Annotated in this window: 26 protein-coding genes and 1 pseudogene; 20 read left to right on the forward strand and 7 right to left on the reverse strand. The window is 70.5% G+C overall.

Going from position 1 to position 26,151, the window contains the following annotated elements; genetic code table 11:
- Positions 1-32: 32 nt before the first annotated feature.
- Entirely contained in the window at positions 33-1,208 is a 1,176-nt protein-coding gene (locus tag ACSYGN_RS36960) for an epoxide hydrolase family protein (protein ID WP_460404449.1), read from the reverse strand.
- Positions 1,209-1,424: 216 nt separating this feature from the next.
- Between ACSYGN_RS36960 and ACSYGN_RS36965 the strand changes: the two genes are divergently transcribed.
- From ACSYGN_RS36965 to ACSYGN_RS37010, 10 genes are all read left to right on the forward strand, one after another.
- Complete coding sequence (locus ACSYGN_RS36965) at positions 1,425-1,766, forward strand: antibiotic biosynthesis monooxygenase family protein (RefSeq protein ID WP_460404451.1); 342 nt, start codon at positions 1,425-1,427, stop codon at positions 1,764-1,766.
- A complete protein-coding gene (locus ACSYGN_RS36970) occupies positions 1,763-3,169 on the forward strand; it encodes an NAD(P)/FAD-dependent oxidoreductase (protein WP_460404453.1) in 1,407 nt (468 codons plus the stop codon). The genes ACSYGN_RS36965 and ACSYGN_RS36970 overlap by 4 nt, the downstream gene beginning before the upstream one ends.
- A gap of 208 nt (positions 3,170-3,377) precedes the next feature.
- Entirely contained in the window at positions 3,378-4,091 is a 714-nt protein-coding gene (locus ACSYGN_RS36975) for a response regulator transcription factor (protein WP_460404455.1), read from the forward strand.
- Positions 4,088-5,467, forward strand: a complete 1,380-nt coding sequence (locus ACSYGN_RS36980) for a sensor histidine kinase (protein ID WP_460404457.1) — start codon at positions 4,088-4,090, stop codon at positions 5,465-5,467. The genes ACSYGN_RS36975 and ACSYGN_RS36980 overlap by 4 nt, the downstream gene beginning before the upstream one ends.
- A 100-nt stretch (positions 5,468-5,567) precedes the next feature.
- The gene (locus ACSYGN_RS36985) at positions 5,568-5,957 is read left to right on the forward strand and encodes a hypothetical protein (protein WP_460404459.1); all 390 of its coding nucleotides are present in this window, start codon (positions 5,568-5,570) and stop codon (positions 5,955-5,957) included.
- Positions 5,954-6,919: an FAD:protein FMN transferase gene (locus ACSYGN_RS36990; protein ID WP_460404461.1), complete on the forward strand. Its 966-nt coding sequence runs from the start codon at positions 5,954-5,956 to the stop codon at positions 6,917-6,919. Before ACSYGN_RS36985 ends, ACSYGN_RS36990 begins: the two co-directional genes overlap by 4 nt.
- Positions 6,916-7,602 (forward strand): ferric reductase-like transmembrane domain-containing protein, encoded by a 687-nt coding sequence (locus tag ACSYGN_RS36995; protein WP_460404463.1) that lies wholly within the window; start codon positions 6,916-6,918, stop codon positions 7,600-7,602. Before ACSYGN_RS36990 ends, ACSYGN_RS36995 begins: the two co-directional genes overlap by 4 nt.
- Positions 7,599-8,966, forward strand: coding sequence for an NADH-ubiquinone oxidoreductase-F iron-sulfur binding region domain-containing protein (locus ACSYGN_RS37000; RefSeq protein WP_460404465.1), 1,368 nt, complete (start codon positions 7,599-7,601; stop codon positions 8,964-8,966). Before ACSYGN_RS36995 ends, ACSYGN_RS37000 begins: the two co-directional genes overlap by 4 nt.
- Entirely contained in the window at positions 8,963-9,169 is a 207-nt protein-coding gene (locus tag ACSYGN_RS37005) for a ferredoxin (protein WP_460404467.1), read from the forward strand. Before ACSYGN_RS37000 ends, ACSYGN_RS37005 begins: the two co-directional genes overlap by 4 nt.
- A gap of 202 nt (positions 9,170-9,371) precedes the next feature.
- A complete protein-coding gene (locus ACSYGN_RS37010) occupies positions 9,372-9,821 on the forward strand; it encodes a spore germination protein GerW family protein (RefSeq protein ID WP_460404469.1) in 450 nt (149 codons plus the stop codon).
- A gap of 195 nt (positions 9,822-10,016) precedes the next feature.
- Here ACSYGN_RS37010 and ACSYGN_RS37015 read toward each other — a convergent pair whose 3' ends face one another.
- From ACSYGN_RS37015 to ACSYGN_RS37030, 4 genes are all read right to left on the reverse strand, one after another.
- On the reverse strand, positions 10,017-10,286 hold the full coding sequence (locus ACSYGN_RS37015) for a PTS transporter subunit EIIB (RefSeq protein ID WP_460404471.1): 270 nt from the start codon (positions 10,284-10,286) through the stop codon (positions 10,017-10,019).
- Positions 10,273-11,136, reverse strand: coding sequence for a PRD domain-containing protein (locus ACSYGN_RS37020; RefSeq protein WP_460404473.1), 864 nt, complete (start codon positions 11,134-11,136; stop codon positions 10,273-10,275). Before ACSYGN_RS37020 ends, ACSYGN_RS37015 begins: the two co-directional genes overlap by 14 nt.
- Positions 11,137-11,212: 76 nt before the next feature.
- Positions 11,213-12,670, reverse strand: a complete 1,458-nt coding sequence (locus ACSYGN_RS37025) for a glycoside hydrolase family 1 protein (protein WP_460404475.1) — start codon at positions 12,668-12,670, stop codon at positions 11,213-11,215.
- A gap of 10 nt (positions 12,671-12,680) precedes the next feature.
- Positions 12,681-14,546, reverse strand: coding sequence for a beta-glucoside-specific PTS transporter subunit IIABC (locus ACSYGN_RS37030; protein WP_460404477.1), 1,866 nt, complete (start codon positions 14,544-14,546; stop codon positions 12,681-12,683).
- 437 nt (positions 14,547-14,983) lie between these two features.
- Between ACSYGN_RS37030 and ACSYGN_RS37035 the strand changes: the two genes are divergently transcribed.
- The 7 genes from ACSYGN_RS37035 (at position 14,984) to ACSYGN_RS37065 (ending at position 20,779) form a co-directional block, all read left to right on the forward strand.
- Positions 14,984-16,066 (forward strand): Gfo/Idh/MocA family protein, encoded by a 1,083-nt coding sequence (locus tag ACSYGN_RS37035; RefSeq protein WP_460404479.1) that lies wholly within the window; start codon positions 14,984-14,986, stop codon positions 16,064-16,066.
- Entirely contained in the window at positions 16,063-16,689 is a 627-nt protein-coding gene (locus tag ACSYGN_RS37040) for a histidine phosphatase family protein (protein ID WP_460404481.1), read from the forward strand. Before ACSYGN_RS37035 ends, ACSYGN_RS37040 begins: the two co-directional genes overlap by 4 nt.
- A 71-nt stretch (positions 16,690-16,760) precedes the next feature.
- Entirely contained in the window at positions 16,761-17,030 is a 270-nt protein-coding gene (locus ACSYGN_RS37045; protein WP_460404483.1) for an HPr family phosphocarrier protein, read from the forward strand.
- A gap of 214 nt (positions 17,031-17,244) precedes the next feature.
- Positions 17,245-17,613, forward strand: coding sequence for a SpoIIE family protein phosphatase (locus ACSYGN_RS37050; protein ID WP_460404485.1), 369 nt, complete (start codon positions 17,245-17,247; stop codon positions 17,611-17,613).
- A gap of 547 nt (positions 17,614-18,160) precedes the next feature.
- Positions 18,161-18,367, forward strand: a complete 207-nt coding sequence (locus ACSYGN_RS37055; protein ID WP_460404487.1) for a three-helix bundle dimerization domain-containing protein — start codon at positions 18,161-18,163, stop codon at positions 18,365-18,367.
- A 330-nt stretch (positions 18,368-18,697) separates the two neighbouring features.
- Positions 18,698-19,078, forward strand: a complete 381-nt coding sequence (gcvH, locus tag ACSYGN_RS37060; RefSeq protein ID WP_460404489.1) for a glycine cleavage system protein GcvH — start codon at positions 18,698-18,700, stop codon at positions 19,076-19,078.
- 108 nt (positions 19,079-19,186) lie between these two features.
- A complete protein-coding gene (locus ACSYGN_RS37065; RefSeq protein WP_460404491.1) occupies positions 19,187-20,779 on the forward strand; it encodes a N,N-dimethylformamidase beta subunit family domain-containing protein in 1,593 nt (530 codons plus the stop codon).
- Between the two features lie 11 nt (positions 20,780-20,790).
- On the opposite strand, the gene ACSYGN_RS37070 is transcribed toward ACSYGN_RS37065, so the two are convergent.
- Positions 20,791-23,148, reverse strand: coding sequence for an MMPL family transporter (locus tag ACSYGN_RS37070; RefSeq protein WP_460404493.1), 2,358 nt, complete (start codon positions 23,146-23,148; stop codon positions 20,791-20,793).
- 169 nt (positions 23,149-23,317) lie between these two features.
- On the opposite strand from ACSYGN_RS37070, the gene ACSYGN_RS37075 reads away from it, so the two are divergent.
- The 3 genes and pseudogenes from ACSYGN_RS37075 to ACSYGN_RS37085 all read left to right on the forward strand — a co-directional run.
- Positions 23,318-23,965, forward strand: a complete 648-nt coding sequence (locus ACSYGN_RS37075) for a TetR/AcrR family transcriptional regulator (protein ID WP_460404495.1) — start codon at positions 23,318-23,320, stop codon at positions 23,963-23,965.
- A gap of 34 nt (positions 23,966-23,999) precedes the next feature.
- Positions 24,000-24,434 carry a VOC family protein gene (locus ACSYGN_RS37080; RefSeq protein ID WP_460404497.1) on the forward strand — a complete coding sequence of 145 codons (435 nt, stop codon included), beginning with the start codon at positions 24,000-24,002 and terminating at the stop codon, positions 24,432-24,434.
- Positions 24,435-24,651: 217 nt separating this feature from the next.
- Positions 24,652-25,239 (forward strand): annotated as a pseudogene (locus ACSYGN_RS37085) (discoidin domain-containing protein); the annotation flags it as partial.
- 93 nt (positions 25,240-25,332) lie between these two features.
- Here ACSYGN_RS37085 and ACSYGN_RS37090 read toward each other — a convergent pair.
- Positions 25,333-26,139, reverse strand: a complete 807-nt coding sequence (locus ACSYGN_RS37090) for an enoyl-CoA hydratase/isomerase family protein (RefSeq protein WP_460404499.1) — start codon at positions 26,137-26,139, stop codon at positions 25,333-25,335.
- Between the last annotated feature and the right edge of the window lie 12 nt (positions 26,140-26,151).

The raw sequence follows: 26,151 nt of genomic DNA on the forward strand, positions 1-26,151 counted from the left end.
AGATGCCTGCCGGCACGTGGGCTGTGGCGCCGTCAGCCCTGGGCCGCCTCCCGGTACGGGCGGAAGAACGCCCGCAACTCCTCGGCGTACAGCTCGGGTTCCTCGAACGGCGCGAAGTGACCGCCCCGCACCGGCTCGGTGACGCGCACCACGTTCGCGGTGCGGTCCAGCCACGCACGCGGAGGGCGGACGACGTCGCCACGGAAGAGGGAGAACCCGGAGGGCACCTCGACCCGGCGGGCGAGCTGCTGCGGCGGGATCGCGGCGTTGGCCCGGTACATGCGCATCGACGAGCCGATCGTTCCCGTCAGCCAGTACAGCATGACGCCGGTGAGGATCTCGTCTTTCGTGAAGGAGCGTTCGATGTCCCCGCCACAGTCGCTCCACGCCCGCAGTTTCTCGACGATCCAGGCGGCGAGCCCGGCCGGTGAGTCGGTGAGTCCGACGGCGGCGGTCTGGGGCTTCGTACGCTGCATGGCGGCATAGGCCCCTTCCGCCGCGCCCCAGGCCGCGGCAGTCGCCATCCATTCGCGTTCCTCCGCCGTGAGATCGGCGGGGTCGCCGGTGAAGACGGGCAGACCCGCGTCCATGCGGTGGACGGCCACGACCCGATCGGGGTGGTCGAGGGCGAGGTAGCGGCTCACGTGGCTGCCCATGTCGCCGCCCGCGGTGCCGAACCGCCGGTGGCCGAGGACGCTCATGAGCTCGGCCCACAGGCCGGCGACGGCCACGGAGTCCAGGGGGCGGCCGGCAGGGGGCTGGGAGAAGCCGAAGCCGGGCATGTCGGGGACCACCACGTCGAATGCGTCGGCGGGGTCCGCGCCGTGTGCGCCTGGGTCCGTGAGCAACGGGATGACCTTGAGATAGCGCCAGAACGAATCGGGCCAACCGTGGTTGAGGATCAGGGGCAGGGGCGTCCCGGTCTGCCCGGCGGCCCGAGCATGCACGTAATGGATGTCCAGGCCGCCGAGGCGGACATGGAAGCGGGGCAGGGCGGCCAGCGCCGCTTCCTCAGCCGGCCAGTCGAACCCGTCCGCCCAGTAGGCGACGAGGTCACGAAGGTAGGCGACATCCGTGCCCATCGACCAGCCGGCGTCCTCGGGAGCGTCGGGCCAGCGCGTGGCGCGCAGCCGGGCTTGCAGGTCGGCAAGCGTCTCCGGGGAAGTCTGCGATGTGAACGGTTCGGGACGGGCGGTGAGGTCCGACATGTTCGCGATGCTATACGTCCACGTTCCGGGCGGGCCCTCGACGTGACGTGCGATCACACAGTCTCCGCAGCGGCCGGTCGGCCGTGCCGCCGCGGCCGTGCCGCCGGCCGTGCGGAGTCGGATCCGGTTTACGGGCGCATGCGGAGTCAGATCCGGTTTACGGGCGCACCCCGCCGGGGAGCATGCCGTGTCCACGACAGACGGAGGAGGTTCGGCATGCGGGTGAGTGCGGACGGGGTGGCCGGGCGGATCGCGGTCCTGACCAGGTTCACCGTGACAGGTGATCAGGCCGAGTTCGACCGGCTCTTCGCTGAGCACGAGGAGTACATGCGGGCCCAAGAGGGTTTTGTGGACTGCTACTTACTCCGGTCCGTCTCGAATCCCCGGCAGTTCAGCCATGTGGGGTGGTGGGAGAGCCTGGGCGTGTATCAGCGGATCGGTGAGAGCGCGGAGTACACGTCGCAGATGAAGGGTCTGCTCACTCTCGCGGAGATCATGGACGTGGACGTCTACACATCGGCTTCGGGAGGCGACCGCGCACAGGACAACCTGTCGTGAGGGTGTCGGGTGCCACGCACGGGCTGGTGCTGGGCGGCGGGCTCGCGGGACTTCTGAGTGCGCACGTGCTCGCCCGGCACCTGGACGCGGTGACGATCGTGGAGCGCGACCGGCTGCCGTATGAGCCGGTGCCCCGTGCCGGTACACCGCAGGCGCGCCACTCCCACGCGTTGATGTCCCGCGGGGCGGCAGCCCTGGAGGAGTTGGTGCCCGGCACGGTGCAGGCACTGGTCGAGGCGGGAGCCCGGTGCTTCGGGATGCCCGGGGACTCGCTGGTGCACGGCTCTCAGGGGTGGCTTCGGCGGTCTCCCGGCGACCGGTACTTCCTGGCGTGCAGCCGGGACCTTCTCGAGCACGTGATCCGGCAGCGCGTTCTGCGACACCCGAGGATCACCGTCATGCCTGCGGTCCAGGCGGTCGCTCTCCTGGGCAGCGCCACGGCCGTGACCGGCTGCAGGGTGCGCGAGCGTGACAGCGGCACCACCCGGGAACTCGGCGCGGACTTCGTCGTGGACGCCACCGGCAGAGGCTCGGACGCTCCACGGTGGCTCGTCGAGATCGGGCTCGCCCAGGTGTCGGAGACGGTCGTCGATCCCGGTCTGGCGTACGCCACAAGGATGTTCCAGGCACCCGCGCGGGCGAAAGAGGCGTTCCCCATGGTGATAATCCAGCCGGACTCGGCGACCCGGGAGCCGGGGCGCAGCGGCATACTGCTGCCCGTCGAGGACGGCCGGTGGATCGTCACGCTGGCCGGTACCCGTGGTGCGGAGCCGCCGGTGGACGAAGAGGGCTTCGAGCGGTTCGCCAGGGACCTCGCGCATCCCGTGCTGGCCGAGACCCTGGCGCAGGCGGAGCCCGTCGGTGCGGTGCGAGGTTTCCGCCATCTGGCCAACCGGCGCCGGAATTTCCACCGTATGCCGCGGTGGCCGAACGGGTTCGTGGTCGTCGGCGACGCCTTCGCCACCTTCAACCCGGTCTACGGCCACGGCATGTCCGTGGCGGCCCTGCATGCGCGGGCCCTGCGGGACGGCTTGTCCCGGGGCGGTCCGCGACGCGGCACCGCGCGCCGGACGCAGCAGGCCGTGGCCCGCGCCGGGCGGATGGCCTGGCTGATCGCCACGGTTCAGGATGCCCGCCGGCCTTTGACCGGCGGGCGCCGCCCGGTCCTGGCCCGACCGGTCAACCGGCTCGTCGATCGGCTCCATGCCGCGGCCACCCACCGGATCGCCGCCGCCGAGGCCGTCGCGGATCTCTTCACCCTCTCGGTCTCCGCCCGCACCGTCCTCTCGCCCGCCGTCCTGCTGGCGATCCTTCGCGGTTCCCGGGGCCACACCCACGCTGCCCCTCCCCCGTTCACCCCCGAGGAGTTCGCGTGCGCCGGGCTCCCGGCGCGTCAGCGGTGACCACCGCGTTCCCTCCACCACAACCCGAAGGGCGGCCGGTGCCCATCGCACGCCGGGGAGCGCGCTCGGCGCACCCGGCACGAAGCCGGCGGACGACCGCCGCCCGCCGGTATGCCGAACGGAGGCCGATCGGCCCGTATCTCCCGGGCTTGAGCGAGGCGCACGCTGGGAGACGGACCGGTGGAGTCGATCGCACCGCCCGGGAGGCATGACACGCATGAACGCCCAGGCTGCCGACACAGCCGAGAAGACGCGGGTGCTGGTCGTGGAGGACGATCGCGGCATCGCGGAGTCCCTGGTGCGCGGACTGCGGCAGGCCGGCTACGTGGCCGAGGACGTCCGAAGCGGCCGGGACGCCCTTGCCGCGCGCACCCCCGATGTCGTACTGCTGGATCTGGGGCTGCCCGACATCGACGGTGTCGAGGTGTGCCGGATCCTGCGTGCCCGCTCGGACGCGGCGATCATCGCGGTGACCGCGCGGGGCGAGGAGGCGGACCGTGTCGTGGCCCTCGACGAGGGCGCGGACGACTACCTGGTCAAACCGTTCGGGCTGGCCGAGTTGCTCGCGCGGATCAGGGCTGTGCTGCGCCGTCGGCGCCCGGCAGGACCGGAGATCGTCCGGCACGGGCCGCTGGCGCTCGATCTGCGGGTACGGCAGGTGTCGGTGGACGGACGTCCGGTGGCGCTGACGCCGAAGGAGTTCGCCGTCCTCGAGTGCCTGACGGCCGATCCGGGCCGGGTGATGAGCCGACAGCAGATCCTGGAGCGCGCCTGGGACGCCCACTGGTACGGGCCGACGAAGGTACTGGACGTGCATATCGCCGCGCTGCGCCGCAAGCTCGGCGTGCCGGGACTGATCGAGACGGTCTACGGGCACGGCTTCCGCCTCGGCGCGGTCCAGGAGTCCCGGGAGCACACGTGACCCGCCGGATCACCTGGACACTCCTGGTCCTGACCTCCGTGCTGCTGGTCCTGGCGGTCGTACCACTGGCGGTGCTGATCACCGGGCGCGAGCGGATCGCCTACCGAGACAGCCAGCGGGCAGCCACCCGGGTGATCGCCGCGGCAGCGGAGGAGCACCTCTCCGATCACAAGCCGGCAACCGCCATGCGCAGGGAGCTGGCTGCCGCTGCGCGGGCGGGCGACTGCGCCGCCGTGTACGACGCCTCAGCACGTCTGGTGGCCAGTACCCCTTGTACTGCGGCGCAGGGTGGGGAGACGACGGAGCTGGTCAGGGACGTCCTGGACGGGCACGAGCCGGAGCCGCCGGAGAGCGAGGGCCGACTGCTGGCCGCGGAGCCGGCCGGTGAGGTGCGGCAGCCTGCCGGCGCGGTCGTCCTGGCCCGTTCGGCGGCTCCGCTCGATACCCGGATCGCCGCGATCTGGGGCTGGTCGGCGGTGATCGGCGCAGCGGGGCTGGCGGCCTCGGCGCTGCTGTCCGTCCGCCTCGCCCGCTGGGTCGGCCGCCCGCTGTCGCTGCTGGACGCCTCTGCGCGGCGGCTGGGCGAGGGCGCCCTCGACGAGCGCGCGGACGTCGGGTCCGGTCCGCCGGAGGTGCGTCGTCTGTCCTCCACCTTCAACACCATGGCGGCCCGCACGGAGACACTGGTGCACGGTCACCGGGCCGTGATCGCGGATGTCTCACATCAGCTGCGCACCCCGCTGGCCGCGCTGCGGCTGCGGCTCGACGTTCTGGCCGCCGGGGCCGAGGACGGCCTCGCCGGAGAGCTGGCCGCCGCGCAGGAGGAGATCGCCCGGCTGTCCCGGCTGGTCGACGGGCTGCTGGCGGTGGCACGTGCCGAACAGACCACGCCGCGCCCGACAGTCGTACAGGCCGAGGCGGTGGTGGCGGAGCGGGTGGCCGCCTGGTCGCCGGTGGCCGAGGAGCGCGGCGTGCGGCTGACCGTCGTGTCCGGCCGTCCGTCGCCGACCGTCGCGTTGGGGGCGGGTCATCTCGAGCAGATCCTCGACAATCTGATCGCCAACGCCGTGGACGCCGTGGACGAGGGCGGGAGCGTCACCCTCGATGTCAGTGCCGAGGGGGACTTCGCCCGGCTGCGGGTGAGGGACGACGGTCCCGGGATGACGGCCGGGGCGAAGGAGGTCGCCTTCCGCCGGTTCGGCAATAGGGAGGCCAGGGGCACCGGGTTGGGACTGGCCATCGTCCACCGGCTGGCCACCGTCAACGGTGCCGCGGTCCTGCTGGAGGACACCCCCGGTGGCGGGCTGACCGTCGTACTGCGGCTGCCGCTGTGGCAGGAATCCGGCGCAGGCAACGAGGCGGGGCCAAGATCTTAACCGGTTCTGAAGAGGACGTGAGCGAGTTCCTGAGTGCCGACGGCACAGCCTGAAGGTGCACGCAGCCGATCCGGGCCGCCGAATCACCAGGAGTGCTGCCATGGCGTTTCCGCCCGACGACTTCCAGCCGGTCCCCTCTCCGAGCGGCTCCGCGCATGCCCGCGATCGCGGCCTGCGACGGAGCCGCCGTGTCACCCGGTGGATCGCCGTCACGGCCGTGGCTGGCGCGGCAGCCCTGGGCGGCGTCTACACCCACCTGCTGCCAGGGAGTTCGGCGGCCCCCTTGCCGTCCGGCCCCGCACCCGTGCAGGGCCCCGCGACGTCGTCGTCCGCCACCGCAGGAGGGGCCGGGGAGCACGATGACCGGGGCGAACAAGGAGACGACGAGAACGAGGGCGCCGCCTCTGCCGCACGGCCGGCGCCGCAGCCCCCGGCCCAGCCGCCGGTGCCCACCCAGCAGCAGCCGCACACGACGACGGGCGCGTCATGACCACGCGCGCGCCAGTGCTCTCCCCCGCGCAGGTCGTCTTCCCGGCTCTGGGAAGCACAGCCGTGCTGCTGGTCACCGACCCGAGCGCCCTGCACGCCGCGGAAACAGTGCTGCGGGCCGAACTGCACGCTGTCGACGTGACGTGCAGCCGCTTCCGGCCGGACTCCGAGCTCACCCGTGTCAATCTGCGCGCAGGCGTCCCGACGACGGTCAGCCCACGGTTCACCGACGCGCTGAGCGCCGCCCTGCGGGCCGCCCGGATCACCGACGGCGCCGTCGACCCGACCGTGGGCCATGCGATGATCGCGCTCGGTTACGACCGTACCTTCGCCTCCCTGCGCCCCGAGGACGCCCGGCCCCTGCCCGTCGCCCGCCCCGCGCCCGGCTGGCAACGCATCAGATGGGACTCGCGCACCCGGACGCTGTGCCTGCCGCCGCACACCCGCCTCGACCTGGGCGCCACCGCCAAGTCCCGGACCGCCGACCGCGCCGCCCAGCAGGCCGCCGCGGCGACCGGCTGCGGGATCCTGGTCAGCCTCGGCGGCGACCTCGCCGTGGCCGGACCGGCTCCCGCGGGCGGATGGCGGATCGCCCTCGCCGACGACCACGCACAGCCCGCGACGGCGCCGGGCCCCGCCGTGGCCGTCACCGGCGGTGCGCTGGCGACCTCAGGCATCCGGGTCCGCACTTGGCGGCGCGCGGGACGCACACTGCACCACATCGTCGACCCGGCCACCGGAGAGTCGGCCGCTGCCGTGTGGCGCACCGTCACCGTCGCGGCCGCCACCTGCGTGGACGCGAACACCGCCAGTACCGCGGCGATCGTACTCGGCGACCGGGCCGTGGACTGGCTGCGCGCCACCGGCCTTCCCGCCCGCCTGGTCGGTGCGGACGGCACCGTACTGTGTCTCGGCGGCTGGCCGCCCGACTGCCCGGCTCCCGAGCCCGGAGGTTCACGATGACGGCCCTCGCCCTGACCGGCAGCCCCCTGTGGTACGCGAGCCGTGCCGGCGGCACCCTCACGTTGATCCTGCTCACGGCCACCGTGATGCTCGGAGTGGTCTCCGGCGGCCGGGCCGCGCCCCGCAGGATCGGCCGGTTCGAGATCGGGCTGCTGCACCGCAACCTGTCCCTGCTCACCCTGGTGTTCCTCGTCGTGCATGTGGTGACGGCGGTACTCGATCCGTTCGTTCACCTGGGGTGGGCGGTGTCCGTGGTGCCGTTCGGGTCGTCCTACCGTCCGCTCTGGCTGGGGCTGGGCACGGCCGCGCTCGACCTGCTGCTCGCGGTGCTGGTCACCAGCGCGCTGCGGCATCGGCTGGGGGTACGCCGCTGGAAGGCTGTGCACTGGCTGGCCTACGCCGCCTGGCCGCTCGCCCTCTTCCACGGCGCCGGGACCGGGACCGACACCCGTCTGCCCCTCCAACTGTGGCTGTACGCCGCCTGCCTGGCCTCGGTCGTCGCCGCCGTATGGTGGCGGCTGGTGAAAGCGGGGCCGGGCCGAGTCGCCGGACGTCTGGTGGCCGCCCTGGCCGCGACGGCCGTACCCGTGGTGCTGACGGCGTTCCTGGCCGGTGGCCCGCTCCAGCCGGGCTGGGCCCAGCGCGCCGCCGCGTCGACGCTCCTGCTCGGAGGCGGACGGTGAACTCCTCTGCCGCGGCACCCTTCACGATCCGGCACCGCACGCCCGCGCCGGACGACCCGGCCGGACGGCTGCTGGCGGGTTGGCAAGCCACCGGACGACCGGCCGCATTGACGGACCATCTCAGGAGTCACGGGCCGGCCCCCGTCGCCACCGCCCGCAACGGCAGGGCCGACAGGGCTGACAGGGCTGACAGGGCGTCGATGCCGCTGGTGGACGTCGTCGAGGCGGCCGGACTCTCCGGGCGCGGCGGTGCCGGGTTCCCCACCGCGCAGAAACTGCGTGCCGTCGCGGCGCGTCGGGGCCGCGCCGTTGTCGTCGTCAACGCCATGGAGAGCGAACCCGCCAGCCGCAAGGACCAGTTCCTGCTCGCCGTCGCACCCCATACGGTCCTCGACGGCGCCGTCCTGGCCGCGGCGGCGGTCGGCGCCGACACCGTCCATGTGTGCCTGCCCCGGACCCGGACCGCCCAGTACCGGCAGCTCGGCGCTGCCCTGGAGGAGCGACGGCGGGCCCGCCTCGATCCCGTACAACTGTGTCTGCACGACCTTCCGCACGGCTACGTCTCCAGCGAGTCGACCTCTCTGGTGCGCTGGCTCAACGGGGGTCCGGCGCGCCCGCAGGGCAGCCCACCGCGCAGCCACGAGCAGGGCGTGGCCCGCCGTCCCACACTCGTCCACAACGCAGAGACCCTCGCCCACCTGGCCCTCATTGCCCGCCATGGACCCGAATGGTTCCGACAGGCCGGCACACCGGACGAGCCCGGCACCACGCTGATGACCGTCTCCGGCGCCGTGGCGGCTCCCGGTGTCCTGGAAGTCGCCCTCGGCACACCGCTCGCCACGGTGCTCGAACGTGCCGGAGGTCCCACGGAACCTTTGGGCGCCGTCCTACTCGGCGGCTTCGCCGGCACCTGGCTCCCGGCGGAGAGTGTTCACACGCCCCTCACACGACGCGACCTGACTCCGCTGGGCGCAACGCCCGGCGCGGGTGTCCTCGTCGCGCTTCCCCACTCGGCGTGCGGGCTGTGCGAGACGGCCCGGATACTCGCCTTCCTGGCGGCTCACGGCGCCCGCCAGTGCGGTCCCTGCCGCTTCGGGATTCCCGCCGTGGCCGAGGATTTCTCCGTACTGGCCACCGGACAGGGTGACCCGCACCTCCTGTCCCGCCTGCGTCACCGCACGGGTCTGCTGCCGGGCCGGGGCGCCTGCGGTCACCCGGACGGCGCCGCCCGCCTTGCCGCCTCCGCGCTGCGTACCTTCGCCGACGACGTCGACCACCACCTCGCCCACGGCACATGCCCCGCGGCTCGACGACCGCCCCGGATCCCCGTCCCGCCCGCTGTACCTCCGGAGACCTGGCGATGACCGCACATCTGACCCTGCGCGTCGACCGGATCGCCTGCACCGGTCAGGGCCTGTGCGGCGAACTGCTCCCCGAGCTGATCGACCTCGACGAATGGGGCTACCCCGTCCTCAAGGACCAGACCGTCCCCGACCGGCTGCGTGCCCACGCCCGTCGTGCCGTCGCCGCCTGCCCCCGCCTCGCCCTCCACACCGACGAGGCCTGACGGGCGCGCGCTGTACGCCTGTGCCCAGGAGCGTGGTCCGGCCCCGGACGAAGCCGGCTTCGCCGAGCACCGCAGGGCTGCCGACCGGCCCGACCGGTGGCACGATCGAGACCGGCACCGGCGGAGTGCACCTCGCCGCCCGCTGCCGCCCGGCGCCCACATGCTCGGCACAGGCCGAGCATCGACACTCAGGAGGCACATCATGACCGCCGCCGAGCACGAGAGCGCTCCTCCGCCCCAGCCGGACACGGACCTGCCGACCGCGCAAGTTTCTGTGACCCTGCTGGAACGCCTGGCCGAAAAACTCGGCGGCCGCGCCTCCGTCACCGCCGTCTACGGTGAGCCCGTCACCGCGGACGGCGTCACCGTCATCCCCGTCGCCAGAGTCGGCTTCGGCTTCGGCGGCGGCGCCGGACGCGAGGTCGGCGCCGCCAAGACCGGCGAAGGCGGGGGCGGAGGAGGAGGCGCGGGCGCCAAACCCCTCGGCTACATCGAGATCCGCGGCGGCAGCGCGGTCTACAAGCCCATCCGCGACCCCTGGCTCGACATCGTTCTGCCCTTGGCGGTCCTGGTCATGGCAAATGCCCTGCCCAAGGCCGTCCGCGCGATGCGGCAACGGCGCGGACGCGGACGGCGGGGTCGGCGCGGGTGACGCAGGTGGCGCGCGTGACGCGGGTGACGCGGGCGGCGCTGGCGGCGCGGGTGGCGCATACGCTCTGACGCTGTCGGGCGGCGGGTCAGAGGCGTCTCGCCGCGCTCGGCATCGCCGCACCCGCCCGACACCGCGCCGAGCGGGGCGTGGCCATGTGCGGTCCGCCGTCCGACAGCCGTCCTCGTCCTCATGCCCTCAGGGCGTGACGGCGTCGCCCAGCATGTCCCGCAGTTCGGCGAACAGGCGGAAGAGGTCGCGCCGGGGCGCGATGTGGAGTTCGCCCGCCTGCCATACGGCGAAGGCGACGAGAGGATGCGCGCCGAGGGCGTCGAGGTCGGCGGCCTCGGCATCGCGCAGCCGGAACCGGAGACGGACGAAGCAGTGCGTCAGCCGTGTGACGTTCGCAGTGCCGCCGACGTACCGCAGAAACGTCTCTGCTGCAGGTTCGCCGTCAAGTGCCGGCATGGGTCCCCTCCGTGGTGTCGGACTGTGCCGTGAGACGGCTGACGTGCAGCGCGAGGTAGAGGATCTCCTCGCGGACGACCTCCCGGCCGAAGAGCTCCTCCATCCGGCCCGCCAGCCGCTCGGCGCACGCGTACTCCAGGGGCTTGGCGCTGCGGACCGCCTCGCCGATCGCGCCGCCGGTGGCCGGTGACTGCTTGCCGTCCCGGGCCCGCAGGAAGAGATAACGCAGATGGGTGATGAACCGCGCCGCTGCGAGGGAGCGCTGGTCGATCACGATTCCGAAGTCCTCCCCGATGGTGTCGAGCGCGACCTTCAGCCACTGCGTCATCTGCACGGTCGCCGCGATGTCACCGGAACCGATCTGGGCATTGACGAAGTGAAGGGCGATGGGCAGTGCCTCGGTCTGGTCCATGCGCACGCCGAGCCGCCGCTCGATGATCTCCAGCGCGACCGTGCCCATCTCGGTCTCCGCAGGATAGAGATTCTCGATCTCCCACTTCAGCGGGTATTCGATCGAGGCTCCCTCGCGGGCACGGGCGAGCGCGAAGTGGACGTGGTCGGCCAGCGGCAGCAGGATGTGTTCGCTGATCCTGTCCCCGAGCATGGCCCGGGCGGCGGCGACGACCTCTTCCATCACCTCGATCTCGTCGAGCGGGATCTCGGCTGCCAGCGCGGCGAGGCGCTCGGCGGGCATCGCCTGCGCGACGAACTGCCGATCGACCCGGCCGGCGTCCACCTCGTCCCCGGGCCTGACCTGGAAACCGAGTCCCCGTCCCATGAACACGGTCTCGGCGCCGTGCTCGTCGACTCCGAGCACCACGTTGTTGTTGAAGATCTTCTTGACGAGCATCGCAGGGTGAGTCCTTACTGGCCGGGCCCAGGGGGCAGGATATCCCGTCCCCTGGGCCCGGCCGGGAGCGTGGCGGCTAGCGCCCGTCGCCCCGCAGCAGGCTGGCGCCCCGGCTGCGGATGACGTCGGCGTACCAGTCGAAGGACTTCTTGCGGCGCCGCACGAGGGTGCCGTTGCCGTCGTCGCCACGGTCGACGTGGATGAACCCGTAGCGCTTGCTCAGCTGGGCGGTGCTGGCACTGACGAGGTCGATGCAGCCCCAGCTGGTGTAGCCGAGGATCTCGACACCGTCGGCGATCGCTTCGCCGACCTGGACCAGGTGGTCGTTGAGATAGGCGATGCGGTAGTCGTCCTCGACCGTGAGCCGGCCGTCGACCTCGATCAGTTCGTCCTTGGCCCCGAGGCCGTTCTCGACGATGAACAGCGGCTTCTGCCACCGGTCCCAGAACTGGTTCAGCACGATGCGCAGCGCCGTCGGGTCGATCTGCCAGCCCCACTCGCTGGCTTCGAGCGTCGGGTTCGGCACCCCGCCCATGATGTTGCCCTCGCCCGCCACGCGTCGCTGCGGATCGGCGGTCTCGCAGATGCTCATGTAGTAGCTGAAGGACACGAAGTCGACCGTGTGCGTGAGGAGTTCGCGGTCCTCGTCGGTGATGTCGAGTTCGATGCCGTTCTCGCGCATGTGGCGCAGCGCGTAGCCCGGGTAGGCGCCGCGCACATGGACGTCGCCGAACATCAGGTTGGCGTGGTCCGCGTGCATCACGGCGAGGGCGTCGGAGGGGTGCGGGGTGAGCGGGTAGATGGGCATCGCGAGCACCATGCAGCCCACCCGCGCGTCCGGCACCGTCTCATGAGCGATCTTGGTGGCCAGCGCACTGGCCACCAGCTCGTGGTGGATGGCCTGGTAGAGCTCCTGCGGGGACAGTTCCTCCTTCGGGGTCGTGATCGCGCCGCTCATGAAGGGCGCGTGCAGGACCGAGTTGATCTCGTTGAAGGTGAGCCAGTACTTCACCCGGTGGCCGTAGCGGTCGAACAGGACGCGGACGTAGCGTTCGTAGAAGCCGATCAGTTCGCGGCTCGCCCAGCCGTTGTACTTCTCCGCCAGGGCCAGCGGCGTCTCGTAGTGGGAGATCGTGACGAGCGGCTCGATCCCGTGCTTCTCGAGTTCGTCGAGGACACGGTCGTAGAAGGCCAGGCCCTCCTCGCTCGGCAGTTCGTCGTCACCGTTCGGGAAGATACGGCTCCACGCGATCGAGAACCGGAAGACCGAGAAGCCCATCTCGGCGAAGAGCGCGATGTCCTCGGCGTAGCGGTGGTAGAAGTCGATGCCCTCCAGCTTGAGGTTGTCGGGCGTGGGGTGCTCGGTCCGCGGGCCGGAGATGCCACGGGGCATGACGTCCTGGATGGAGATGCCCTTGCCGCCGATGTCGTAGGCGCCCTCCAGTTGGTTGGCGGCCGTCGCGCCGCCCCACAGGAAGCCGGGAGGGAAGGGAGCGGAGGGGGTGGAGGGAGTGGCGGGGGTGGAGTCGGTCATGTGTTCTTCCTCAGCCGATGAGATCGAGTGCGGCGCGGCGGGGCTCCACGACACCGGTGGCGGTGGGCACGACCGCGGTGTGGCTGCCCGGGTCGGTCACGATCAGTACGGTGATCGGGTTGTAGCCCGCCTCCATGACCACCTTGAGGTCGACTTCGGTCACCAGGTCACCGGCGTTCACGCGCTGTCCCTGGGTGACGACGGGCGTGAAGCCCCTGCCGTGCAGCTCGACCGTGTTCAGGCCGATGTGCACGAGCACCTCGACGCCGGTGTCACTGCGGATGCCGAACGCGTGCGGCATCACGCTCTCGAGCGTGCCCGAGACGGGTGCGTACACCTTGCCCTCGCTGGGCACCACGGCCAGACCGGGCCCCATCGCCCCAGAGGCGAACACCTGGTCGGGAACCTCTTCGAGCGGTACGACCTTGCCCGCGACCGGCGCCTGGAGCGTCGCGACCACGTCGTCGGCCGCCGCGTCAGGGGTGCCGGTCGTCGCAGGCAGGTCCTTGAATCCGAGGACCAGGGTCAGGACGAAGGCGATGCCCATGGCGATCGCGCAGCCGATCAGCTGGAGGGCGAAACTGCCGACACCCAGGGTGGCGGTCACGGTGATGGCGCCCGGGAAGACGAAACCGTTGGTCGCCGAGCCGCCCGCCGCCGCGACGGCACCGCCGATCGCGCCGCCGACGCAGGCGAAGACGAACGGGCGCTTGAGGCGCAGCGTCACACCGTAGATCGCCGGCTCGGTGATGCCCGCGAGGAAGCCGGAGAGGGCGGCCGGGCCGGCCACCAGCTTGAGGTCGCGGTTGCGCGTCCGGAGGAACACCGCGAAGGCCGCAGCAGCCTGCGCGAGCACGGGGGCGAACAGCGCCGCCACCATCACCGAGTGCCCCGTGCCCGCCAACTGCTGGGTCATGAGCGGGACGAAGGCCCAGTGGACACCGAAGATGACGAAGACCTGCCACAGACCGGCGAGCACACCGCCGGCCGCCCAGGGAGCCTGGCCCCAGAGCCAGTCGACGCCGGACGCGAGACCGTCGCCGACCCAGGTCGAGGCCGGTCCGATGGCAAGGAAGGTGACGGGCACGACGACCGCGAGCGTGACCAGGGGAATCGTGAAGTTGCGCACCACGGACGGCGCCAGCCGCTCCACCAGGCGCTCCACATGGGACTGGAAGTACACCGCCAGGATGGTCGGGATGACGGCGGACAGATAGCTGACCATCACGACGGGGATGCCCAGGAAGGTCAGCTTCCCGCCTGCCGCGTCGAACGCCTGGAGCGTCACGCTCGCGCCGTCCTTGCCGGGTATGACGGCGATGGTGGCGGAGTAGATCAGGGCGCCGGCGATGGCCATCGCCGTGAACGGGTTCGCCTTGAACCGCTTGGCGGCGGTGACGGCCAGCAGGAGCGGCAGGAACTGGAACACCGCGTCGGCGGCCGCGAACCAGATCGCGTACGTCGACGAGGCGCCGAAGCCGGGGCTGATCTTGACCGCGACCGCGAGGAATGCCTTGAGGAGGCCGACGGCAGCCAGGGTCCACAGGAACGGGGTGAAGATGCTGGTGACGAGCTCGATCGTCCGCGCGAGCAGACCGCCGGAGGAACCGGCGGCGCCGGCCTCCACGCCCTGGGCGAGGACCTCCTCGTAGACCTTGCCGACCGTGTTGCCGATGACGACCTGGAACTGGCCGCCCGCCTCGACGACGGTGATGACACCCTTCGTGGCCTCCACGGCGGCCCTGTCGGCCTTGGACGGATCGACGAGAACGAAACGCAGTCGGGTCGCACAGTGGGCGAGGGATCTGACGTTGTCCTTGCCGCCGACGCCCCGTAGGACGTCCTCGGCGATCGTTGTGTACTTGCTTGTTGCCACGGCTCCTCCTTGAGCCCCACTGCCCCGGACCCGTTCACCCGGTATCGGGCAACAAAAAAACCCAAGCCGTGACCCTGTACGCCCTTCCGGGGAAAGGCGGGTCTCAGCTTGGGTTTTGCCTGCGGTCCAGTAACAATCCCAGCTTTTGCCAGAACACCTGGCGGTGTCTTGGGGCGAGACAATAGACCGCGGATTTCTCCGTGTCCAGGCTTCGGGCGCGTTTTCACAGTTTCCCGGTTCGTATACGGCGCCACAGGGGCCTCGTTGACGTCCGGACCGGGCCCCGGCTATGGTGCGGGACACGGATTGTGACCGGCATCAGCCGGGCAAGACCTGGGACGCGTTGTCAGACGGCAACCGCTCCCGGGTCTTTTTTTGTGCGGTCCGCCGCCGCCCGAAGCAGCACGACGGCAACCCGACGGCAACAGGGAGTGCGATTGCGAACGCGTGACGTCCAGTGGGGGATCCTCGGCGCGGGCAAGATCGCCCGTGTCTTCGCGGCCGACCTCGCAGCCGCCGGCCTGCGGGTGTCGACGGTGGCCGCACGCGACCCCGCCCGTGCGGAGCGGTTCGCGCGGGCGGCGGGGATCCCGCGCTCCTACGGCTCCTACCAGGCCCTGGTCGAGGACCCGGACGTGGACGCCGTCTACGTCGCCACACCGCAGCCCTTCCACGCCGAACAGGCGCTGCTCGCCGTCGAGGCGGGCAAGGCGGTGCTCGTCGAGAAGTCGTTCACGGCCGACGCCCCCTCGGCCGAGCGGCTCGTGACGGCGGCCCGCAGCCGGTCGGTGTTCCTGATGGAGGCGATGTGGACCCGCTTCCTGCCCACCTTCGCCGAGGTGCGCACCGCACTGGCCGACGGCGCGGTCGGGGAGCTCACCGGCGTCGTCACCCACCACTTCCAGAAGCTCGACGACTCACCGTCCGGCCGCCACCACGACCCCGCGCTCGGTGGCGGTGCCATCGCCGACCTCGGCGTCTACGGGATCTCGTGCGCCTTCCATCTGCTGGGCGCCCCGCACGACATCACCGTCACCGGCTCCGCGACGCCGTACGGCGTCGACACGGGCGCGTCGGTCCTGATGAGGCACAGCGGCGGCAGCGTCTCCACCACCGTGACGAGCATGGTCACGCCCGGTCCGAACACCGCCGCGGTGATCGGCACGGAGGGGTGGATCTCGCTCGACCCCTACTGGTTCACCTCGACGGGCTTCACGCTCTACGACGCGGGCCGCCCCGGCAAGCCCATGGGGCGCTACGACCCACCGCCCCACACCGGGCGCGGCCTGCACTTCCAGGCCCTCGAAGTGGAACGCTGCCTGCGCGAAGGGATGCTGGAGAGCCCTCTCATGCCGCTTGACGAGAGTGTCGCGGTGATGAGGGCTCTGGACGAGATCCGCGGCCGAGTGCTCGTGGAAGGGGTACGCGACCGAGTACCCGGGGACGAGGTCCGCGGCCGTGTGCCCGCCCCCGCCGCACCGCATGCGCCCGCCGTCGCACCTCTGGCGGGGCGGCGATGAGACTGCATCTCGTACGGCACGCACGCACCGAGTACAACGCCTCCGGCCACCTCCAGGGCTGGTGCGACTCGCCTCTGACACCCGACGGCTTCGGCCAGTTGCGGGCCACCGCCGCCCACCTGGCCGGGATCGGGCTGACGGCGGCCTGGGCCAGCCCGTCCGGAAGGACGAAGACCACCGCGCGGGAGATCTTGCGCCACCACGACGGATTGCGGCTGCGGACCCACGAGGGACTGCGGGAGTACGGGTTCGGCGAGCTGGACGGGCGCCCCGAGAGCGAGCTGTTCAGCCAGGTGGATCCTCGCCAGTTCTTTGCGGATGTGATCAATGGGAGGCATCCCGGGCTGGCCGGCGGGGAACCGGCGGCGGCCTACGTCGCCCGGGTCATGGACGCCTTCGAGCGGATCGCGCGCACCCACTCGGACGGCGAGGTTCTCGTCGTCAGTCACGGCATCACTCTCGTCACCTTCCTGACACACATCGGGGGCACCGGCGTCGTACCGCTCGGTAATTGCAGTGTGTCGACGGTGGAGTTCACCGGTGCCCTTGCCGAGGTCGTGGAAGTGGGTTTCCTGCCGCCCGTGTCCACCGACCACACCACCACCGCAGTCTCTTTCCCCTGACCCCTCGGCGCCGTGAAAGGAACGGCACCGAGAAACACCCCCCGCCCCCTGACACCCCCAAGGAATGGGAAATGCCGGAACGCATCGCCACCGTATTGTGCTCGCAGGGCCTGCACGCCCGACCCGCCGCCGCCTTCGCTCGCGCGGCGGCGGAGACCAGCCATCGCATCACCATCCGCCGGGCGGACGGGAACCCGGTCTCGGGGAGCAGCACGCTGATGCTGATGAGCCTGGGCCTCAAGGAGGGCGAGGAGGTCATCCTCGCCTCGGAGGACGAGGCGGCCGGCCCTGCCCTCGACCAGCTCGCGGCCCTGCTCACCACCGACCTCGACGGCCACTGACGGCCGGGCGGGCAGAATCGGAAGGTCCGCGCCGCGACGGCGCCCGGCGGGTGCATTCCCGCCGGGCGCCGTCGCGGCGCGAGCCGGCCCGGAGGCTTCCGTCAAGGAGGCCGGGATCCAGGCGGAATCGCACCGTCGCGGGCTACCGGACTCGAACCGGCTCAGACCTTGAGGTCACAATCTCGAAGATTGAAGCGGATTTCCCATCACGCCTTTGCCCGCGACGGCTGACCGCAGCCTACCGGCAGCCACCTACCGGCCGGGCGCAGAACTGGTGTCCCTACCGGCCGGTCCCCCACTGGGGACAGGGTTCGGAGGCTACGAGATGTCCAGCCACCGCCTGGCACTGGGTGAAACGCTCCTGATGTTCACCGACGGCTTGGTCGAACGCCGTGGCCAGGACATCGACGACTCCCTCGCCCGTCTGACCCGGCTGCACCCCACGCCGGGCGGCACGGTCCAGCAACTGCTCGGCGAGGTGCTGGACCGCTTCGACGCCCGGCACGCCGAGGACGACGTCGCCGCCCTGGCCGCCCGCACCCACCACCGCCCCGGCCCCCACCTCGCGGGCCCGCCCCTGTAAGAATCCAAGACCCCGGGATGCCGACACCTGGCTCCGCTTCAAATCCGGACGTTCACGGAGGGGTGGGTCAATGACAACCACCCCTCGTTCTGGTGGCTGTGCGATGAGCTGGTCATGGCGGAAACATGACGTCGGCCGCACGCACCTTCCCACAACCGGTGACATGACGCGACGTCACCAGGGTCCAGACGAGCTGCGGTTGGGTCCGAATGCTCCGCCGCGCCCAGGGTGAGATGACCCGCTTCCACTCCGCCCGGGACGTCTACCTGCGACCTCGCCGCTCAGGGCGTACGGCGTCCCCGGGAGCACCTCAAGCCGACCGACGCCGTCCGCCTGCTGCCCGGCTCACCATGAACGACGGTACGCCTGGACACCGCGGCGGACGTCGACCGGCCGATGACCTCGGTCGGCCAGGCCGTCCAGGCCCCTCAGGCATGGCCGGTTCCCGGTGAGGGCTCGCGTACCGCATGCAATGATCACCGCAGAGTAATCCCGTACAAAATATCTCAGCGGAGACTGAGAAGTACTCTTCCGGGCAGGTGGCACTGTGGCTGACCAGGGACGCGAAGACGAAGCCGTCCGCGGGATCACGGAACGCTTGAAGAACGCCTTCGGCACGACGCACAGCGCAGCCGAGGTCGAAGAGGCCGTAGCCGAAGCACACGCCTCGTTCACAGACCGGCCCGTGCGCGAGTTCGTTCCGGTGCTGGTCGAACGCAAGGCCCGGGCCTTCCTGAACAAATCGTCCGCTTGAGACGATGGGCCGCATTCCCGGGTGCCGCGGCCACCAACCGATCGGCCCGTGACATGAGAAGTACCGTGTGCGTCATCTGAGTTGTGACATCAGCCAACTCAACATGATCGGCCACCCCTGTGGTCTTGCCGCTCGTCGACCGCCGCGCGTAGGACGCCGATCACACCTGCCCACGCCCACCCGTGCGCTTCGTCCGTGTGGGGGTCCCCTGTCGGTGCGTGGCGCGTGGCGTCGCCCGAATCCGCTTGGACGGGCAGGTGGTGTAGCACACTGCCGCTGATCATCTGTGCCGAGCGTCGACCAAGCGTGAGTCCATGAAGGGAAACTGACATGTCGAACATCCCTGCCAGCCTCAAGTACAGCGACGAGCATGAGTGGATCCGGAGTGAGGCGGACGGCACAGTGACCGTCGGCATCACCGACCACGCCCAGAAGACGCTCGGCGACATCGTCTTCCTGGAGCTGCCCAAGGTCGGCAAGCAGGTGCAGGCCGGAGACGCGATCGGCGTCGTGGAGTCCGTCAAGGCGGCGTCCGACATCTACTGCCCGGTCGCCGGCGAGGTCGTCGCAATCAACGAGGACGTGGCCGACGCTCCCGAGGAGGTGAACAACGATGCGTACGATGCCTGGCTCTTCAAGATCAAGCCGGCGGCCGACGCAACCACCGACAACCTCCTGGACGCTGCCGCCTACCGTGAGCTGATCGGCTGAGAGCCTGACCCCCGGCTCGGCACCGGGTCGAGCGGGGCGTGCCTCGCCGTACCGTGCAAGGCTGACTCGCAGGGGAGGCGATGTCGAGCCGGACGCACGGGAGGCGACGTGGGCCCCGACGGGCAGGAGACACCGCGGCAGGGATCGCAACAGCCGACCGAACACCCGTCGGTGCTGCGCCGCAGAACCGTCCTCGCAGCATGCGCGGGCATCGGGCTCGCCTCGACGGCGGCCGGCGGCTGCGACCCCTCCCCTCCGGTCGGCGACCGCCGGGCAGGCACTTCGCACCAGCCACAGGCGGAACGGGACCTTCCGGGGACACCCGACTGGCGTATCCGCTCGCAGGGTCCCGCGACGGCCGTCATGGGGTACGCCGACCGGGTGAGCGTCACACCGGGCGAGGAGTGCGGTCTGTACGTCTCGACGACCGCCCCGTCCTTCCGCGTCTCGGCGTTCCGCATCGGCTGGTACAAAGGGGCGGACGCCCGGCTGGTCTGGTCGTCTGGGCGCATACCCGGCCGTGTCCAGACGGGGCCGAAGCTCCTGGCCCCCCTCCGCACGATCCGCGCGGACTGGCAGCGCACACTCACCTTGTGTACGAAGGGCTGGCCTGAGGGCGCGTATCTGCTGCGGCTCGACTCGGAGGACGGCCACCAGCGTTACGTCCCGCTGATAGTGCGCTCCGCAGAGGGAAAGGGGCGCACGGTGCTGATGCACGCGCCCGCCACCTGGCAGGCGTACAACCGGTGGGGCGGCTACAGCCTCTACGACGGCCCCTCAGGGGGGTACGCCGCCCGGTCCCTCGCTGTGAGCTTCGACCGGCCCTACGATTCCGACGGCGCGGAGAAGTTCATGGTGTACGAGCTGACGGCGGTGGTCCTCGCCGAACGGCTCGGCATCCCCCTCGCGTACACCACGGGGCTGGACGTGCACCGCGACCCCTCGGTGCTGGACGGGGCGGTCACCGTCGTCTCCCTCGGCCACGACGAGTACTGGACCCCCGAGCAGCGTCATCACGTCACCCGGGCCCGCGACTCCGGCACCAACGTGGCCTTCCTGGGCGCCAATACGTGCTTTCGCCGGATCCGCCTGGAGCGGGACGACACAGGTCCCGAGCGCACCGTGGTCTGTTACAAGTCCTCCTTCCGGACCGATCCCTACTACCCCGACCGCCCTTCCCTGGTGACGGCGGACTTCCGCCAACTCCCGGCGGCAGACCCGGAGTCGTCGCTGACGGGTGTCCTCTACGAGGGCTTTCCCACGGACGCGCCCTACGTCGTCCACGCGCCGGATCACTGGCTGTACGAGGGAACGGGCGTACGCCCCGGCGACAGCTTCGACCATCTGGTCGGTGTCGAGTACGACCGGGTCACCCCGGGCGCACCCGTCCCCGAGCCCCTGGAGATAACGGCCCACTCCCCCCTGGTGTGCAACGGCCGCCGCAGCAACAGCGACTCGGCGTACTACACCGCGAGCAGCGGCGCGGGCGTCTTCGCGACCGGCACCATGCGATGGGTGGAGGCCCTGAAGGCCGGCACCCCCGCCGGAGGCCGCGACCACGGTATGGACTCCCGCACCCGCGCCTTTGTCACCCGTACGACGGAGAATCTCCTGCACGGCTTCGCAGCAGGCCCCGCCGCCCATCACCGCCCCGCCCCACGCCCGAACGTCACGGAGGTGTACAAGCGCGGCACGGCATGAAGGTCCCGGTCTCAGAGGTGGGTTGCGGCCTGTTGCGCCGGGGTGGGTGGCTCTTCGGATTCGGTGCGAGGGGCCGGGATCCTGGTGGCGAGACGGTCGCCCTCGACATCGAGGTCGGGGAGGATGCGGTCGAGCCAGGCGGGGATCCACCAGGCCTTCTCCCGCGTGAGGGCCATGGTGGCCGGGATGAGTGTCATGCGGATGACGAAGGCGTCGATGAGGATTCCCACGGCCAGTGCGAAACCTGCCTGCTTGATCATGGGCTGGGCGTTGAAGACGAATCCGGCGAAGACACTGACCATGATGGTGGCCGCCGCCAGGACGACGGAGCTGGCGCGGGCGAAGCCGGTGACGGTGGCGTCGAGTGCGCTCGCGCCGTGGACGTGGGCTTCGCGCATGGAGGTCACGAGGAACATCTGGTAGTCCATGGCGAGCCCGTAGAGGACCCCGGTGATGATGACGGGGAGCAGACTGACGACGGGTGCGGTGGCGTCGAGGCCGATCAGGGGTTGCAGCCATCCCCACTGGAAGACGGCCGTGGTGAGGCCGAAGGTGGCGGCGATGCTGAGCAGGAAGCCGAGTGTGGCCGTCACGGGGACCAGGAGGGAGCGGAACACCAGCAGAAGGACGACCAGGGAGAGGCCGAGGACGGTTCCCACGTAGACGGGCAGGACGTCGCCGAGCCGGTCGGAGACATCGATGGCGAGCGCGGTGAAGCCCGCGACGCCCACGGTGACGCCGTCGGCTTTGCCGATGTGTGCGGCCCTGTCCCGCACGGCGGTGACGAGCGTTTTGGTCGCGTCGTCGTTGGGACCGCTCTCGGGGAGGAGAGCGAGGACGGCTGTGGTGCCGGCGGAGTTCATCGCCGCCAGCGAGACCGAGTCGGTGCCCTTGACGCCCTGGAGTTCCGTGGCCACTGCGGCGAGGGCGGTGGGGGTGAGGGGGGTGCCGTCGGTGGTGGAGCCGACGGCGAGCATGAGCGGTCCGTTGTAGCCGGGTCCGTAGGCCTTGCTGACCAGGTCGTAGCTACGGCGCTGGCCGCTGTCGGGGTCGTAGCTGGCGCCGGAGGGCAGGCCCAGTTTCATGTCGGCGGCGGGCAGCGCGAGGATCACGGGGATCAGGACCGTGGCGGCGAGGGCGGCGTGCCGGTGCGAGACCAGGTGCCGTCCCCAGCGCACGGCCCGCCCATGGCTGTTGCCCGTCTGCCGCTGCCGGGCTCGGTGCCAGGTACGGGTGGAGCAGACGCGTTCCCCGACCAGGCCCAGCAGTGCTGGCAGCAGGGTCAGGGCGAGCAGGACGGCGATCGCGATGGTGGCGGCCGCGACGACGGCCATGACCGAGAGCAGAGTGATCCGGACGACCAGCAGCCCGGCCAGGGCAATGATGACGGTGCTGCCGGCGAAGAAGACCGCGCTGCCCGCCGTACCGATGGCACGGCCGGTGGCTTCGCGGGCGTCCAGACCGTCGTCAAGGATGAGCCGCCGCTCCCGGTTGACGATGAACAGGGCGTAGTCGATGCCGACGGCCAGGCCGAGCATGAGGGCCAGCACCACGGTCAGCGAGTGGATCTCGAAGACGGTGGAGAGGGCGAAGGCCCCGCCGACCCCGACCGTGACGCCGACGAGAGCGATGACCAGGGGCAGACCCGCCGCCACGACCGATCCGAGGGTGACCAGCAGAACCAGGGCGGCGACGGCCACACCGACGATCTCACCGACGCCGACGATCTCGGGTATCTCCATCATGGCCGCCGACGGCAGGACCTCGATGCCTCCGGGTGCGGCGTGCCGCTCGGCCGCCTCGACGGTGTGGTCGATCGTGCCGGAGGGAAGCTCGTAGGTCTGCTCGTCGAACTGGAACTGCATCAGCGCGGTCGAACCGTCCGCGGACACGACCACTCCCGGCACCGGCCGGCCGTCCGCCGTCAACGGTACGGGGGTCCGCCCCGCGTGGGAGGACGTACCGGTCGCACCGGCCACCGCCGCCTCCGCGGCGAGCAGTTGGCTGCTGTCGCCCTTGGCGGTCTCCGCGGCCAGGACCTTCCTCGCGTCGATCACATGGTCCTGCCGGTAGACGGCGTCCACGGCCGCCAGCAGGGCGGGCCGGACGCCGGCGTCGCCGATCCGGGCACCGTGCGGGGCCTTGAACACCAGCATGCCCTGCCCACCCGACGCCTCCGGCAGGGACACGGCCAGGTCGTCGACGACCTTCTGCGACGGGGTGCCGTCGATGCGCACCTCGTTGCTGAGCTTGACGGGGTTGGCCACCAGGAGTCCTACGACGGCCGCCACCACGGCCAGCCAGCCTCCGATGACGTACCAGGGTTTGCCGTAGGCGAACCGTCCCAGCCGGTACAGCAGCACGGACACAGATCTCTCCCCATCCCTCGGCGGCCCGACAGCCGCCACCACCACAAAAGCTAAGTGAGAGGGTTCTATCAAACCGATAGGTAACTATCAATGCGATAGAGTTCTATCGAGGGTCGAGGGTCGATGATCGTGGGTCGGAGGCCGGCCCCGGCAGAGGGAAGGAAGACGCATGACACCCGCGAAGGAGCGCGCCGTCCGGCGCCGGGTCGACGCCCGATCGAGCGTGGAGCGCATCACGGCCGCAGGCCGCACGGTGCTGGGCAAGGGCGACGGCTCGCTGGAGCAGATCGCCGCCGAGGCGGGCGTGGGCATCGCGACGCTCTACCGTCACTTCCCCAACCGCGAGGCCATCGTCCGGGCCGTCCTCGACGACATCCTGGAGACCGACCTGCTGCCCATGGTCGAGCAAGCGTCCGACGCATCCCACGCACCCCATCCGCGCCAGGAGCTCCAGAGCATCGCCCTGCGCCTGCTCGACCTGATCACTCAGGAACGAGGTCTGGTGACCTTCGCCAGCAACTTCGCCGACGTCGCCGTCAACGTTCTGCAGCGCTTCAGCGCCTCACTCCAACCGCTTCTCGAACACGCCCAGCAGCAGGGCGAGATCCGCTCCGACCTCACCGCCGAGGACATCCCCCACTTCCTCGTCATGGCCGTCGCCGGCCTGGCCCTGCCCGGCACCCCGCCCTCACTGCGCGCCCGCTTCATCGCCCTGCTCTTCGACTCCCTCAACCCCGCCACCGCAACTCCCCTGCCACCGCTGGTAGTCGGCGAGACGGACCTGCACACGACGGTCGGGAACGTCACGCGTTCATGACCCGGCCGTCGCCGGGGCGAAGTACCGTGATCGCATGGAACAGCGCATCACTCTGGTCACGCTGGGCGTCTCCGATCTCGCTCGCGCCAAGGGTTTCTACGAGGCCCTGGGCTGGCAGGGACAGGAAGTCGAGGAGACTGTCTTCTTCCAGGCAGGCGGCCTGGGATTCGTCCTGTGGGATCGTGACAAACTCGCGAGGGACTGCGGCCTGGAGCCAGGTCGGGCGGCCGGTTTCAGCGGGATCGCCCTGGCCCACAACGTCCGGTCCGACGCCGAGGTGGATGCTCTGCTCGCGGCAGCGGAACGGGCAGGCGGGACCATCACCAAGCCCGCGGCCGTCAACGCCATCGGGTTCTACTCCAGTGCGTTCGTCGATCCCGACGGCCACGCCTGGGAGATCGCGCACAATCCCGGAATCCCCCTCGCCGACGACGGCTCGATCACCCTTCCCGATTTCGGCAGCCTCTAGGCCGACGTCCGCAGGCGTTCGACGACGCACCAGTAGGTCGAACGCCGGGTCGGATTCCCGCCGGCGTCCGACGCCGGTGTTCGCAATGCTCTTCGGGCATCACCAAGAGTCTTGACAAGATCTACCGCGCGCCACAGTCTTGACAACGTTGTCATTCAGGTGACAACGTTGCCATCCAGGCTTTGCTGGCACCGTTATGTGATTGGACGTCCCTCTCATGGCAGATCAGCCACATCCGCTGCCCTTCCCTTCCCGGCGATCGATCGTCATCGGCGGCTCGACCCTTCTGGCCGGCTTCGGCACGCCGACGTCCACGAACGAACCGGCCGCATACCGTCCTGTGCAGGTCTCCTCGACCGCCTATGCCCCCACCCCGAGCGATTTCGCGGTCGACGGGATCGCCGCCCCCGGTGTGCAGGGCACCGGGTGGCGTGCGGGGGCCGGTGATCTGCAGTGGATATCCGTCGACCTCCAGGCCGCCTGCCAGGTCACCTGGATACGGCTCGCCTTCGAGGCCGACGCGAGTGATCCGGTCTTCGTCCCGCCCGCGAGCGGCAACTGGGCCGACGGCACCACGGGCAAGGAGATCCTGTCGAGTTACGCCGTCGAGTTCGTCGTCGAGACGTCCCTGGACCACAGCGCGTGGACCAGTGTGTACCGCACGACCGCCGGCACCGGTGGGGTCGTGAACATCCAGTTGCCGCGACCGGTCAGCGCCCGCTGGGTCCGTATGACGGCCCACAGGCTCGGCAACTCCAACCCGCTGGGCCTGAACGGCTTCGAGGTGTACGGCACCGCCAGGAGGGCCAGGACTCCGGTCGGGGTCCTGGCCCTGTGCGGTCACTGACCGGCTGCGCGCACCTGACAGGCCATCAAATGACCAGTGCCCTCAGCGCCCTCAGTACCCCTTGTAGACGGGCGGCCGCTTCTGCGCTGCGGCGATGTTGGTCTCCTGGAAGTCCGCGCTCAGCGCGCCCAGGGCGAGGTAGTCGCCTTCGATCTGGAAGTAGGTGTCCATCGAGTAGTCGTGCAGACGGTTGGATATCTGCTTGATGTGGTTGATGCCCACCGGCGACTTCGCGGCGATCTTCGCAGCCAGGGTACGGGCCTGCTCGTAGGCGGAGTCGGCGGGGACGACCTGGTAGACCATGCCGAGGTCCGCGGCCTCCTTGGCCGGGACCGGGTCGCCCTGCATGCAGATCGCCTTGGCACGCATCGGCCCGACCAGTCGCTGCAAGGCCCACAGACCGCCGGTGTCCGGGGTCAGGGCGTAGTCCACGAACAGTTCGTGGAAGTACGCCGTCTCCGAGGCGATGACGACGTCGCTGGACAGCAGCAGGTTGCAGCCGCCGCCCAGGCACGCTCCCTCGGCCAGGCCGATGATCGGCGTCGGGATCGTGTACATCTTCTTGATCAGGCCCGCGATCTCGTACATGACCTCGCGTGCGGCGGTCAGGTTCTTGGCGAGCTTCGTCCTGATGATGTCGAGATCACCGGGGCCGAAGGACACCGGGCCGTTGCCCCGCAGGATGATGACGCGGATGTCCTCGTCCCAGTGGGCGTCGTCCAGGGCCGCGCCGAACTCGTCGATCACCTGCTCGCACAGGCGGTTCATGTTCTCGGGGCAGTCGAAGGTGATCGTCGCGATGTGACCGTCCTTCTCGGTGGTCACGACGTGGTCGTACTTCTTCTCGTACGGGTACACAGCAGCCGTCTT

The sequence above is a fragment of the Streptomyces sp. YIM S03343 genome (assembly GCF_054729195.1).

Excerpts from the sequence above, each read along its gene's own strand:
- ACSYGN_RS36990 (WP_460404461.1), top strand. The coding sequence starts at position 5,954 with ATGACCACGCGCGCGCCAGTGCTCTCCCCCGCGCAGGTCGTCTTCCCG.
- ACSYGN_RS36985 (WP_460404459.1), top strand. The coding sequence starts at position 5,568 with ATGGCGTTTCCGCCCGACGACTTCCAGCCGGTCCCCTCTCCGAGCGGC.
- ACSYGN_RS37040 (WP_460404481.1), top strand. The coding sequence starts at position 16,063 with ATGAGACTGCATCTCGTACGGCACGCACGCACCGAGTACAACGCCTCC.
- ACSYGN_RS37045 (WP_460404483.1), top strand. The coding sequence starts at position 16,761 with ATGCCGGAACGCATCGCCACCGTATTGTGCTCGCAGGGCCTGCACGCC.
- ACSYGN_RS36995 (WP_460404463.1), top strand. The coding sequence starts at position 6,916 with ATGACGGCCCTCGCCCTGACCGGCAGCCCCCTGTGGTACGCGAGCCGT.
- ACSYGN_RS36960 (WP_460404449.1), bottom strand. The coding sequence starts at position 1,208 with ATGTCGGACCTCACCGCCCGTCCCGAACCGTTCACATCGCAGACTTCC.
- ACSYGN_RS37075 (WP_460404495.1), top strand. The coding sequence starts at position 23,318 with ATGACACCCGCGAAGGAGCGCGCCGTCCGGCGCCGGGTCGACGCCCGA.
- ACSYGN_RS36975 (WP_460404455.1), top strand. The coding sequence starts at position 3,378 with ATGACACGCATGAACGCCCAGGCTGCCGACACAGCCGAGAAGACGCGG.
- ACSYGN_RS37025 (WP_460404475.1), bottom strand. The coding sequence starts at position 12,670 with ATGACCGACTCCACCCCCGCCACTCCCTCCACCCCCTCCGCTCCCTTC.
- gcvH (WP_460404489.1), top strand. The coding sequence starts at position 18,698 with ATGTCGAACATCCCTGCCAGCCTCAAGTACAGCGACGAGCATGAGTGG.
- ACSYGN_RS37080 (WP_460404497.1), top strand. The coding sequence starts at position 24,000 with ATGGAACAGCGCATCACTCTGGTCACGCTGGGCGTCTCCGATCTCGCT.
- ACSYGN_RS36965 (WP_460404451.1), top strand. The coding sequence starts at position 1,425 with ATGCGGGTGAGTGCGGACGGGGTGGCCGGGCGGATCGCGGTCCTGACC.
- ACSYGN_RS37020 (WP_460404473.1), bottom strand. The coding sequence starts at position 11,136 with ATGCTCGTCAAGAAGATCTTCAACAACAACGTGGTGCTCGGAGTCGAC.
- ACSYGN_RS37010 (WP_460404469.1), top strand. The coding sequence starts at position 9,372 with ATGACCGCCGCCGAGCACGAGAGCGCTCCTCCGCCCCAGCCGGACACG.
- ACSYGN_RS37015 (WP_460404471.1), bottom strand. The coding sequence starts at position 10,286 with ATGCCGGCACTTGACGGCGAACCTGCAGCAGAGACGTTTCTGCGGTAC.
- ACSYGN_RS37005 (WP_460404467.1), top strand. The coding sequence starts at position 8,963 with ATGACCGCACATCTGACCCTGCGCGTCGACCGGATCGCCTGCACCGGT.